Raw genomic sequence first — 12933 nt, 5'->3', positions numbered from 1 at the left:
AGATCGTTGAAAGACTGGGTTAAATCAAATTTTAAAAATCGTATTCAAGCAGAAAGCTTAGACAAAAGCCAAATTGGCAAAAAAGTTTTTCTATCAGGTTGGGCATTTCGTTTTCGCGATCAAGGAGGAGTGATATTTATTGACCTTCGAGATCGTTCTGGAATTGTGCAGATCGTTGCAAGAAAAGAATCTCTAGGAGAGCAATTCGCCGTTGCAGAAAAGATTCGTTCAGAGTATGTAATTGCTATCGAAGGGGAATTGGTTGCCCGCGACCCAGAGGCAGTCAATCCAAAGATGAAGACAGGTGAAGTAGAGATAATTCTTACTTCTATTGAAATATTGAATATATCTAAGACTCCTCCATTTTCTTTGGATGAATACGACGCATCTGGAGAAGAAGTTCGATTGAAATACCGTTATCTGGATATGAGAACCCTGGAGTTACGAGATCGATTGATGCTTCGTCATAAATTTATTTTCGCACTTCGGGAGTATCTTGATCGTAGTCAATTTTTAGAAATCGAGACTCCGATTCTGAATAAATCTACACCAGAAGGTGCCAGAGATTTCTTGGTGCCTTCAAGATTGAATCCCGGTGAATTCTACGCACTTCCTCAATCTCCACAGATTTTCAAACAAATACTTATGATTGGTGGAATGGAAAAATATTTCCAAATCGTAAAATGTTTTCGAGACGAAGATCTTAGAGCAGATAGACAACCAGAATTTACTCAGCTTGATATGGAGTATTCATTTGTTGATGAAGAAGAGGTTTTTGCTTCCATTCAAGATATGATGGTGAATGTTTTTGCAAAGGTATTTGGAAGGAATATCGATGGAAAATTTCCTCGCATAACATACAAGCAAGCAATGGAAGAATATGGAAGTGATAAACCAGATTTACGCTTCGGTATGAAGTTGCATGATGTATCATCCATTGTTCAAAATTCCGATTTTCAAGTTTTTACTGCTGCAGTTGAATCTGGTGGAATTGTAAAAGCTATTTGCGTTCCAGGTGGTGCATCTATTTCAAGAAAAGAAATTGAAGATCTGACTGCTTGGTTGGGTAGAGATTTTAGATCGAAAGGTCTTGCATATATGAAGCATGGTGCAAATGGTTTGGATTCTGCCATCACGAAAAGATTTAAACCAGAAGAACTAGATGCAATTGCAAAAACTGTGGGTTCCAAAGAAGGAGATATGGTTTTCTTTGGTGCAGATCGTGCCAAAATTGTTCATGCGAGTTTAGGTGCTTTAAGACTTCGCCTATCAGAAAAATACGATAAGCCAGATCCGAACGAATTGAACTTTTCTTGGGTTACTGATTTTCCTATGTTTGAACTTGATGACGATTCAAAAAACTGGATCGCTCTTCACCATCCGTTTACGGCTCCCAAGTCTGAAGACATGCATTTGCTAGACGAATTGCTTCCAGGCAAACATCCAGAAAGAGTCATACGTGCAAAGGCGTACGATTTGGTTTTGAATGGCAATGAGATTGGAGGAGGTTCAATTCGTATTCATGATGAGAAAACTCAATCTCAAGTTTTTCGAATATTAGGAATAGGTGAAGAAGAAGCTCGAGAAAAATTTGGCTTTTTATTGGATGCTCTTGCTTTTGGTGCGCCTCCGCATGGCGGAATTGCTTTTGGGATTGATCGAATCATGATGATTCTCACGAAAGCGGAATCTATTCGCGATGTGATTGCTTTTCCAAAAACACAGAAGGGAACTTGTATGATGAGTGGATGTCCAACTCCTGTTATCAAAAGTCAATTGGAAGAATTGAAATTGAGAACTGTGACGATATAATTTCCATTCTTTTTTTTCTTGCCAGATCAAGCGAATGGGATAGATTTCTTATTTAGAGGTAACCCATCGTTTGATTACAACCAATCAGAATTTTGACTTTCAAGATAAAGAGCTATATCAGAAGATCTGTGGTATCGGTGATGTCCGTCTCAAGGAAGTGGAAAAGCAGTTTGGAATCAAAATCATACCTCGCGGTATAAGTTTGATTTTTCAAGGTGATGAAGATCGAGCAGGGAATGCGTTTACCTTTTTTACACAAGTTCAGAAAGAAATACTGTCGAGACCTGATAGTGATTTCATGGACACAATTGATCTCGATGGTTTAATCCAGAAAATGTATCCTCCTATGGATATGAATAATAACTCTAACAATACTTATACGGATTCAGAGGGGAATCATTGGACTCCCAAGAATAAAATATTAGTAACTTATAAGAATAAGCCAATTTTTCCTAGAACAGAAAACCAAGAAAAATTTGTTGATTCACTCAAGAATAATTTTATCAGTTTTGGGCTTGGACCTGCAGGAACAGGAAAGACATTTCTTTCTATAGCCTCTGCATGTCGGATGATGCAAGCAGGAGAAGTGGATCGGTTAATACTGACTAGACCTGCAGTTGAAGCAGGTGAGAGTCTTGGATTCTTGCCTGGTGACCTTATACAAAAAGTGAATCCGTATCTTCGTCCCATCTATGATGCGTTACATGAATGCATCGGTTTTGAAAAGACAACGGAATTGATTTCTGTTGGAAAAATTGAGATTGCACCTATTGCTTTTATGCGAGGGCGAACTCTGTCCAATTCATTTATTATATTGGATGAAGCACAGAACTGTACTCTACCTCAATTGAAAATGTTTCTTACTAGATTTGGAAAAAATTCTCGTATGAGTATATCTGGAGATATCACGCAGATTGATTTGGAGTATGGAAGATCTGGGCTCGAGAGAACAACTCAGATTTTAAAGGGTGCAAAAGGAATAGAATTTATATTTTTCAACGAGAATGACATCACAAGGCATCCAATCGTTACAACTATTGTTAAAAGATTTGAAGGAAAAGGTCTATGAATTTTAAATATTTAGAAAATTTCATGGCCAATGTCACAGAAAGTCTAACGCGCGTAAGGCCTTTGTATTTTGTTCGAAACCTTCAATTTGTATTGATTTTTATTACTTTGGCTTGGGTCACATTCATACTGGTAAAGCCTTATTTTGGTCAACCAAAAGTGGATACTTCACCAGATGGTGCCTATTCTGTTGGGAAATCGGCACCTGAGACAGTTGTCAGCAGCAAAGAAATTTATTTCGACGATGAGGAGAAAACCCAGCAAGCCCGAGCGAAAGCCGAACAATCTGTACCTTATCATTTTGACAAAGATTATTCAATTCTAACCAATGTAATAGACCTTCATATTAGTGAAGATGTGGAGGCACTCAAGGAGCACGCCGCATCTTCTAGTAGTTCCAATTACAATTCTCTGAAAGCTGCAATTCCTAGGTGGAGGAATCGGACAAATGATGAGCTGAAGGTATTACTTGATTATCCAAGAAAAGACAAATTAAAGCAATCTATTCAGCAATATTCGAATATTGTTTTTAGTGTTTCATGTGTTTTAAAGGAGAGTCATCCAGAATCCCAGAATTTAGAAAAAGTCGGAGGAAAGATTCATAATGAAGGAAAAAAGGAATCTGAATCTTTTCTATCCGGAGAGAATATATTTCCAAGAAGTGAACTCTATAGAAATACGAATATTGTAAATAAATTGAACTCAGTTGCCAGTGAAAATATCAAAGGATATAGCCCAGAAGTTCTAAATGTAATTGTAAAGATTGGACTTTATTATATTTTTTCTTACCCAGCATGTACTTACAATTCAGAATCTACTGAAAATGCAAGAGCTAAGGCTCGAAAATCAGTTGAGACTGTTAAAAGTAAAATTTCTTCTAATCAAATTTTAGTTAGATCGGGAGAGATAATCACACCAGAAATCCACAATCGAATTGAAATTACCAATCGCTATGCCTCTCGGGCGAATCTATCGTCTATAATTTCAACACTTTTGATTCAGATTATTTTCGTTTTTATTATAGCTAGTTTTCTAATTAAATACAATCATAAGAGACTCAATGATGTTTCGAGTAATGTTGTTGTATTTTCCATGATCTGGATGATTTGCATTTTTACTTTTATAGTTTCGCAGATATACTATAATGTTGATGCGGACTTTATGACGACTTATTACTTTACATTGTTTATTCCGCTTGGAATGGTCTGCTTACTTATTAGTTTTATTTATGATGAGAAGATGGCTCTCGCCATGGGTTTCTATTTATCGTTTTTTATTTTCTTTGCATCCAAAACCAATTCAACGAGTCTATTGCTCGCAATATCGACATCAGTCGTCGGAGCACTCTATGGTGTAAAAATACGCAAACGAATAGATTTTCTTAAGGCTGCTTTGCTTCTTACAATAGTACAAATGGCGGTGTCAACAAGCGGTTATCTTTTCGATTCAAGAGACTATTGGGTTTCCAATCCGAGCGGTTCGTTTATTAATGATTTCTTTAATTCTAATATATTTCGCTTATATTTACTTTGTATCATCAATGGATTTCTATCCGCAATTGCGATGCAATTTCTGCTTCCTATTTATGAATATATTTTTAACATTCCAACAAGGTTCAAACTTGTAGAACTTGCCGATACTGGCCATCCGCTTTTGCAGGAATTATTGACTAAGGCTCCATCCACTTACACCCATACTTTTCTTGTCGCTGCTATGTCTGAGCGAGCAGCGAGAAATTTAGGACTGGATTGGCTACTTACTCGAGTCGGTGTTTATTATCATGATATAGGTAAAATTCCAAATGCAGGATTTTTTATAGAGAATCAGCATTTAATTCCTAAACTCGAGCATATTGATAAGAACAATCCTTCTATTGCTGCCAAAGTAGTCATTGATCATGTGTTAGATGGGATAGAAATGGCGAAGAAGGCAAGACTTCCTCGTGAAGTTATAAATTTTATTCCGGAACATCATGGAACAAGTACAATGGCTTTCTTTTATCATAAAGCTCTTGCAAATCTATCGATCAAACAACGAAGAAATATCTCTAAGTCAGATTTCCAATATCCAGGACCAATTCCACAATCCAAAGAAACTGCGATCGTAATGATTGCGGATTCGCTAGAAGCAGCATCACGTTCACTAGACGAAGTCAATCCACAGGCTTTGGATGATCTTATAAAGAAAATCATCAATTCCAAACTTGCTGAGAATCAGCTAGATGAGAGTGGTCTTACTTTGGGTGATCTGGAAGTTATCAAGACTTCTTTTAAAGAGGTATTACTTTCAAGTCTTCATCAACGACCTAAGTATCCAAAACCAGAAGATACAAAATTGTTAGAGACCCAGCAAAAGAGCAAAGCGAAATCTAAAAATTGATCCAGATTTCTATTGAATCAACTATCCATTCGACGGTTTTAAATTCGGAGGAAATTGATTTAAAAAATATAGAAAAAGATATAGAAATCATATTAAGTTTATTGAATCCGAGCTGGCTTATAGGTTATGAATTTTCACTGAAAATTGTAACTGACAATGAGATGAAAAGTATTAATAGATTTCGTCGTGGTTTCGATAAAACAACAGATGTTTTGAGTTTTCCTATGTTGGACTTGGATAGCCAGCTTCCCATTCAGATAATCGGAGAAATTATTATATCATGGGATAAAGCTAAACGTCAGGCACAAGAAATTGGTCATACTATAAAAGATGAATTCTATAGATTGCTTGTCCATGGAATTTTGCACCTGTATGGTTATGATCATGAGACAAATTCTGAGGATGAAATTATAATGAAGAGCAAGGAAGATGAATTACTCTTGCGCGTATTAGGTGAAGGTGATTGGCTTTAAAAAAAGACAAAGGTCTAGTGATTGCAGTTCAGAATATTGGAGAAAAAGATCGCATTCTCTCAGTACTCGGTGAATCTGAGCCCAGACAAAAATACTTTCTTCGAGGAATTAGAAATTCTAAGACACGGCCGATGCTTGCTGCAGAAATTGGCTCCTATATTGAGCTAAATTATTATGATCGGGAGGGAAAGGATTGGAAAGATGTTAAAGAAGTATTTTTAGTCGAACGATTTGATGAGATTAAATCTTCAGTGCTTGGTCTATATTTTATTTCCTATTTATGCGAGATGGTTTCGTTTCTTTTGCTCGAGGGAGAGAATCATGCAAAGGAAGCAAAATTATTGTTTATGGCTTTTTCGGAAGTGGAAAAAAATGGTTTCCATTTCGGAATTCTCCCTTTCCTTAAAGTGAGAATTCTAGGGTATTTAGGACTCTTACCAGAGGAGTTTCAATGTTGTGATTGCGGAGAAGACCTATGGAGTAAAAAATCTGCTGATTACATTGATAGCAGTTTTGAAATGTTTTGTGGAGATTGTAGAAGTTTACAAAGCAATCGTATCGATGTGATTCGATTCTTTCGAGATTGCAATAGAATTCGATTTAGTGAATTATTTAAAGAGCCTATTCCTTATTCGTTACTAAAAGAACTCGACATAAGTTTGAATCATTTTTTAGATCAATATTTAGGAAGAACATTGAAGACTTCTGCAGAATTTTATAAATTATTGAATGATGAACTACGGAATTAAAACAATTATTCTTGCTCTAAGTTTCTCACTTGTAATATTCTCTTTATTTCTTGGGTTTAAAAAGGAGAATAAAAAGAATTCTACAATTAAGCAAGTCTCAGTGACAAAGGATTCAACTTTTCAAGTTTTTTTACATAGGATAAAACGTGAGAGCTTTGTTGAATTAGAAGAAAATTTCCGTCAGAAATTCAATTGCAAATCTCCGTGCACTCGAGATTCTACCAAGTAGAATGCACTCGAATGATTTATTAAAAGAAAAAGTACTCAGTATCCTAATATCTGCCGCAAATAAAATGGCAGATGATTTAGCCAATGGTCTCGAAACAAAAAGTAGAATTGAATATTCCCGAGATGAGAAATTTGGAGACTATTCCACTCCTTTTGCATTAGAAAATAAAAATTTATTTAAAAAACCTCCACTCGAAATTGCAAATATTTTAAAAGAATATATTACTAAAGAAAAATTGAGTTCGGAAATATTTTCAGAACTGACAGTGACTCCTCCAGGATTTATCAATTTTCGAATCAGCATAGAATACAATTTGCGCTATATTAATAATTTTCTTATGCAGGATGATTTGTATGCAAAAGTTGATAATCCTAAAAAAATCATTTTAGAATTCGTAAGTGCAAACCCCACAGGTCCTTTGAACATTGTGTCCGCAAGAGCTGCATCGTTCGGTGATGCATTGGCAAGTGTTCTAACGACTTTAGGACATAAAGTGGATCGAGAATTCTATGTTAATGATTATGGCAATCAAGTGCAATTATTGGGCGTGGCTTGCATTCTAAGGTTTAAGGAGTGGTTAGGGGAGACTATTCAATTCCAAGAATCAGATGATGGACGAACCATTTCTCAACTGATTGAAACGAATTATTTTCCTGCTGAGAGCTATAGAGGTGAGTACATCATTGATATCGTTCATTCTCTTGTTGGAAAACAAGAAAAAGTTGATTGGATCAAGAATTTATTGAAATCAAAATCGTATGATGAATTGATTGAATTTTTCTCACTTTATGCTGTTCAGTTCAATTTGGGAGAACAGAAAGAAGATCTGAAAACTTTCGGTGTAAATTTCGATCGATTCTTTTCGGAAAGATCCCTTCATGAATCCGATAAGGTTTTGGGTGCTCTTGCAGCCTTTGAAGGAAGTGGCGATATAATCAATCAAGAAGGCAAGAAATTATTTCTTTCTACTAACTATGGTGATGATAAGGATCGAGTGGTAGTTCGCGATGATGGAAGACCAACTTATTTACTGGCAGATATTGCGTATCACAAAGATAAAATGGATCGTGGATACGACGAGATCATTGATATATGGGGACCAGACCATCATGGATACATTGCAAGATTGAGTGGAGCGATGGAATCTATGGGTTATGCAAAAGAAAAATTCAGAGTAATCATCTGTCAGCAAGTCAATCTATTGGAAGATGGCAAAAAAGTTAAGATGAGCAAACGATTGGGAAATTTCCAAAGAATGCGAGATCTAATTTTATACTTAGGTAAGAACGCAAAAGATGTTAGTCGATACTTTTTTGCTACAAGAACAGCGGAGGCTCCGTTGGATTTTGATTTAGATCTAGCTCAAGATGAGTCGGATAAGAATCCAGTTTTCTATCTTCAATATGCACATGCTAGGATATCATCGATTTTTCGTGAGGTTGGGGAGCAATGGCGTTCCGATATTGATTCTGATTTCGAATGGACAGAAGATCGAGCTAGATTGTTATTTTGGATATCTCGTTTTCACGAAGAAGTTTACGATGCGGCAATTTCTTGCGAACCACATAGAATTACTAATTATCTTCAATCCTTATGTAGAGCTTTCACGCGATTTTATGGAAATAAACAAAATCGACTTAAAGACTATGATAACGATACTCGTCTGTATCTAGCATATCTATGTAAGGCGAGCCAAATTGCTATCCGTGAAGGTTTGCACTTGCTTGGAATATCTGCACCTAATAGATTGGATCGAGAATGACAAAAGTTAACCTAACAATAGTAGCGACGGGATCCGAGATCACAGGTGGCAAATCTATCGATACCAATTCAGGTTGGATCGCCAATGAAATAGCAGGCGAGGGCTTAAGCGTGAGGAATTTTATTGCTCTGCCCGATGTCCCAGAAACCATTCTGGAAGAATTGGCTCATATACAGAGCAAAGCAAATAAATCAGATGATATTTTTTGGATAATCATGACTGGTGGACTCGGTCCAACGGAGGATGATTATACTGTAGATGTTGTCGCGAAGCTTATCAATCAAGAAACAGAAGTAGTTGAGAAAGCAAGATTGCGATTAGAATCCATCCTTCGAGTGAGAGGCAAAGATTACGAATCATTATTGCCGAGCGTAATGCGACAGACACGCGTTCCTATGACTTCCAGAGTTTTGGAGAACAAAGTAGGTATAGCTCCCGGATTTATTGTGGATTTGGCAAAAAATTGCTTTCTTGCATGCCTTCCTGGAGTTCCTCCCGAGATGAAAGAAATGTTTCACAAAAGATTACTTCCAATTCTCAGAAAGAGTTTTTCTGAAAAGGAAAGATTTCGCGGAGAGAAATTTCTTTGGAATATCGGTGAATCGTTATACCAAGATCAGTTTATCAGTAAGCATCCCATCATCCAAAGAGGGAATGTTGAATGGGGGGTTACAGCTAAAAGAGGATTCATTAAAGTAACTTTTTTATCAACAAATAAAGCAGAGATCGATACATTGTTAAATGATCTTGAAGCTAAATATCCAGAGCAAATATCCAATGATGTATTCACTGAACTTCATAATAAACTAATAGCTGATGGTAAACAAATTGCAATTGCAGAATCTTGTACGGGCGGCTGGCTTGCCAAATTATTGACTGATCAACCTGGATCTTCTACTTATTTTATTGCGTCGCTTGTAACATACCATAACCAAGCAAAGGAGAATTTGCTATTCGTATCTCAGGAGACTCTTGAGACGAAGGGAGCAGTAAGTGAAGAGACAGCAAGAGAAATGATTGCAGGATTAGAGAAGCATTTCGATATTGATTACTCACTGAGTATTACAGGGATTGCTGGTCCTGAAGGTGGCAACGATGAGAAGCCAGTTGGATTGGTGTATATGGGTGTGAAAGCGAAAGGAAGAAGTGCACGCATCATACGATATAATTTTCCTGGTAACCGAGAACTTGTTCGGGAAGCTACAGCAAATAATGCGATTTTTCAATTGTATAAGGAACTATTTTTATGATTAAATATTTTATTTCTAGTTTGATATTTTTCTTTATATTTATGTATTTTCCCGCAACCAATCATAAATTTTTACCAAATGTAATTGAATCATGGATATGGAATAAGTCCGGTGGTTATGGCACTAGGCCTTATTTGGATGCTGAGAATCCAACAAAAATATTAAATGGATACAAAATGAAGGATCGATTCTTTAGTTTTGTTTCTAAAGAATTTTATTCAGTCTCTTCAGATATCTTGATTGAGTATCCAATTCTTGGACAAGGATTTTACGAATACAAAAAATTAGGCGACGAAGTCTCTTATTATAATGGCTATAAGGAGTTGTATTGGAAGAAACCTTACTCAAGTTATCCTAGACCTGGATACTATGCGGGAGTCATTCCATTGATATCAGGAGATGGAAATACAGTTTTTATTGCAGATCAGAATGGTAATTTGTCTGGTCCTGGCGAAGTGAATGGAAGATTTGTTGTCGATGTCGCTTACTCTTATCAAAATGAAAGAACATTGGTTCTCTTTGCTGGCGGAGAATACTTTTTATTTGATAAAAGCGGAGCAATCATCAATCAATATATTCCAGAAAAAATAAAATATTCTCAAACCTATTTTGCAAAATCAGCATCAGTCTCAGCGGATGGTAAATTATTTGCTATTCACTACCAAATGGGTGATTTCGATTATATAGATGTTCATCAAGAATCTGGAAAAGTTATTTTGAATCATAAACTGCCAATGATCATACCGCATAAATTGTATTTTCAATTATCCAATCTAAGTTATTTATTTATTGGATTAGAGGATTCTTATTTACTCTTGGATGATGATGGGGACGAAATAATAAATTTTTCAAGTAACTCTCTCAATAAAATTTACAAACCAATTTTTATTCTAAATGAATTATTTATTTATCATTCTGAAAATAAAGTTCGTATTGTGAATGCTGATGGAAACTTGATCCGTGAGATCAGCCTTGAATCAAGTCTTTCGCCGATCCGATTCTTACCTGGCAAATCAGAAGATGTATTCTATATTGAAACATCCAATGACATTCGACAAATTGCGATTCGTTAATTCAATTTAGATTGATTAGTTCTCATATATGGAAAGAGATTTGAATCCAGATCGACCAGATTTGTCAATAAGGGAAATAATTTCCGTTTTCTGATCATGCTTTATATTAAAGATCAATTGATCACTGATTTCTCGACAGATATACAAACCCCGTCCATGCGAATCTGAAATTCCAACAGGGAATCCGGTTGTATCGTCACTGGTGATATGTCTATCTAAGCGGTGCAAAATTTCATCTTTTCGAAGAGACCCAAATCGATCTTGGGTAACAAGAATAAAAGAATCTTTACTCTGTCCATATCCAATGGTAAAATAATCTTCTGGTTGAAGGTCAATATTTTCTAGAGGTACAATTAGATCATTGGATGGAATTTCAAATTGATATTTATACCTACCGTCATTGTCTTTGGGTGCACGAATCATTGCGTTAGACGTTAGTTCTTCTAAAACTTGTTGAATAGATTTAGGAGCTCCATTTTGAATCATGAACTTGGAGATTTTGCCAGTGAGAATATTTCTCTCTCGATCTGATTTAATCGTTTTGTAAATGATTCCTGATTTCGGTGGATCTTCATAGGGTTTGTCGGCACGATTAGTGATAACTTCGAAGTCACTATCAAAATATTTCTCTACTCCGAAAATATCTTTCGTGAGAAGTTTATACACCATTACTTCAATAACTTTGATATCTAGAAATGAATACTTTGGAATAATATTCCAAACATCATGTTCCTTAGCAAAATGAATATAGTCATTTATATTATAAGCTGTGATTAGTGAATAAATAATATTCGGATAATTGGTGCGGATGTATTCAACAAGATCTAAACCAGACTTTCCTGGCATTCGGATATCAGTAATTACTAAGTCAATTTTTGTGTTTTGTAAAATTTCTATAGCCTGATCATAATTTTCTGCATCGGAAACTAGATAATTAGTGGATAGTAAATCCTTAATTCCTTCTCGAATAGAATGAATATCTTCAACAATAAGAATATGTTTAGTATTCATGAATCCAACTTGCTTGGGTAAGGTATTGAGATTGTAAATCTAGTTCTATCCTCATAGCTTTTAACAATAATGTTACCATTATGCTCTTTTATAATAGAATAGCAAATAGATAACCCTAGTCCAGTACCATTTGACTGCTTATTATTAGAATAAAAAGGATCAAAAATCTTATCAATAATTTTCTGGGGTATTCCTCCAGCATTATCTTCAATGATAACATGAAGCATATTCTTTGTTTTTCTTACTTCGATTCGAATAAAACCTTTGCGGTAATCAAAAGCTTGTAGAGAGTTTCGAAATATATTCAGAAACACACGTTCCAATTTGAACGGATTGAACGGAAGTAAATAGTGGTTTTCAAATTCCAATTGCCATTCTATATTCTTGCTGAGGACAGGATACAAGCGCACAACGTTTTCTCGAGCTTTGGTAATAGTTTCGCAGATATCACCTTGGCTTACTTTTAGTTTATCTGATTTCGCGAAAGATATGATTTCAGAAACAATCATTGCTGCGCGAGAGGCATCGTTTCGAATCATCTCTAACCTTTTTTCAATAAACTCTATTGAACTTGTTTTAAGACTATTCTGTAGATTTTGCAATGTTAAGCTAATGCCAGTTAGTGGATTGTTCAATTCATGTGCTACTCCAGACACCAATATCCCGATTGATGCTAAATTTCTCATACGTAGAGATTCTTCTTCTTTTTCTTTGATTGATGTAATGTCCGAAATTTTCTCAACAATCGAAGTAAGAATTCCATTTTTCTCAACTGGAAAAAAGTCTATGTAGAGATTTTGAGTTCTTTCTTTTTTCTTGAAGAGAATTTCTCTACTTTTTGATAGAAATTTTCCATTATTTTTTTTGGTAAAAACCTTTTCCATTGGAATTGTGCTGTTACCTTCAAGCATTGGGCAATAGGGGCAGATTTCCTCTCTACCATAGATTGCTTCATAGCAAAGTTGATTCATCAATGGATAATTTTGGTTTGAAAAATCTTTTGTGGATTTGTTAGCTATTTTTATACGGAAATCTAGACCAATTTGGAACAGTGGGTCACTGATTCCGTCAAGCAGAGACTCCAATTCAATAACTTTTTCTTGATAGTTTATTGAACTTGGTTCCAT

10 protein-coding genes are annotated in these 12933 nt (G+C 35.6%); 8 read left to right on the top strand and 2 right to left on the bottom strand.

Annotated elements, in window-relative coordinates; all coding sequences use genetic code 11:
• Window positions 1-6: 6 nt before the first annotated feature.
• From aspS to O4O04_RS13425, 8 genes are all read left to right on the top strand, one after another.
• On the top strand, window positions 7-1812 hold the full coding sequence (aspS, locus tag O4O04_RS13460; RefSeq protein ID WP_272532272.1) for an aspartate--tRNA ligase: 1806 nt from the start codon (window positions 7-9) through the stop codon (window positions 1810-1812).
• A 73-nt stretch (window positions 1813-1885) separates the two neighbouring features.
• On the top strand, window positions 1886-2881 hold the full coding sequence (locus O4O04_RS13455; RefSeq protein WP_272536102.1) for a PhoH family protein: 996 nt from the start codon (window positions 1886-1888) through the stop codon (window positions 2879-2881).
• The gene (locus O4O04_RS13450; protein WP_272532271.1) at window positions 2878-5259 is read left to right on the top strand and encodes an HD family phosphohydrolase; all 2382 of its coding nucleotides are present in this window, start codon (window positions 2878-2880) and stop codon (window positions 5257-5259) included. The genes O4O04_RS13455 and O4O04_RS13450 overlap by 4 nt, the downstream gene beginning before the upstream one ends.
• Window positions 5256-5732 carry an rRNA maturation RNase YbeY gene (gene ybeY / locus O4O04_RS13445; RefSeq protein WP_272532270.1) on the top strand — a complete coding sequence of 159 codons (477 nt, stop codon included), beginning with the start codon at window positions 5256-5258 and terminating at the stop codon, window positions 5730-5732. Before O4O04_RS13450 ends, ybeY begins: the two co-directional genes overlap by 4 nt.
• The gene (recO, locus tag O4O04_RS13440) at window positions 5723-6481 is read left to right on the top strand and encodes a DNA repair protein RecO (protein WP_272532269.1); all 759 of its coding nucleotides are present in this window, start codon (window positions 5723-5725) and stop codon (window positions 6479-6481) included. Before ybeY ends, recO begins: the two co-directional genes overlap by 10 nt.
• Window positions 6482-6711: 230 nt before the next feature.
• Entirely contained in the window at window positions 6712-8472 is a 1761-nt protein-coding gene (gene argS / locus O4O04_RS13435; RefSeq protein WP_272532268.1) for an arginine--tRNA ligase, read from the top strand.
• A complete protein-coding gene (locus tag O4O04_RS13430; RefSeq protein WP_272532267.1) occupies window positions 8469-9722 on the top strand; it encodes a nicotinamide-nucleotide amidohydrolase family protein in 1254 nt (417 codons plus the stop codon). The genes argS and O4O04_RS13430 overlap by 4 nt, the downstream gene beginning before the upstream one ends.
• Window positions 9719-10795 (top strand): hypothetical protein, encoded by a 1077-nt coding sequence (locus O4O04_RS13425; protein ID WP_272532266.1) that lies wholly within the window; start codon window positions 9719-9721, stop codon window positions 10793-10795. The genes O4O04_RS13430 and O4O04_RS13425 overlap by 4 nt, the downstream gene beginning before the upstream one ends.
• A gap of 15 nt (window positions 10796-10810) precedes the next feature.
• Here the strand turns inward: O4O04_RS13425 and O4O04_RS13420 are convergent, their stop codons facing one another.
• The gene (locus O4O04_RS13420; RefSeq protein WP_272532265.1) at window positions 10811-11806 is read right to left on the bottom strand and encodes a response regulator transcription factor; all 996 of its coding nucleotides are present in this window, start codon (window positions 11804-11806) and stop codon (window positions 10811-10813) included.
• Window positions 11803-12933 (bottom strand): LIC_12097 family sensor histidine kinase, encoded by a 1131-nt coding sequence (locus O4O04_RS13415; protein WP_272532264.1) that lies wholly within the window; start codon window positions 12931-12933, stop codon window positions 11803-11805. The genes O4O04_RS13420 and O4O04_RS13415 overlap by 4 nt, the downstream gene beginning before the upstream one ends.

This window comes from Leptospira sp. GIMC2001, from assembly GCF_028462125.1.
Taxonomy (GTDB): domain Bacteria; phylum Spirochaetota; class Leptospiria; order Leptospirales; family Leptospiraceae.
This window is presented reverse-complemented; position numbering and strand designations above follow the sequence as displayed.

Excerpts from the sequence above, each read along its gene's own strand:
- O4O04_RS13450 (WP_272532271.1), top strand. The coding sequence starts at position 2,878 with ATGAATTTTAAATATTTAGAAAATTTCATGGCCAATGTCACAGAAAGT.
- O4O04_RS13420 (WP_272532265.1), bottom strand. The coding sequence starts at position 11,806 with ATGAATACTAAACATATTCTTATTGTTGAAGATATTCATTCTATTCGA.
- O4O04_RS13415 (WP_272532264.1), bottom strand. The coding sequence starts at position 12,933 with ATGGAACCAAGTTCAATAAACTATCAAGAAAAAGTTATTGAATTGGAG.
- O4O04_RS13430 (WP_272532267.1), top strand. The coding sequence starts at position 8,469 with ATGACAAAAGTTAACCTAACAATAGTAGCGACGGGATCCGAGATCACA.
- O4O04_RS13425 (WP_272532266.1), top strand. The coding sequence starts at position 9,719 with ATGATTAAATATTTTATTTCTAGTTTGATATTTTTCTTTATATTTATG.
- argS (WP_272532268.1), top strand. The coding sequence starts at position 6,712 with ATGCACTCGAATGATTTATTAAAAGAAAAAGTACTCAGTATCCTAATA.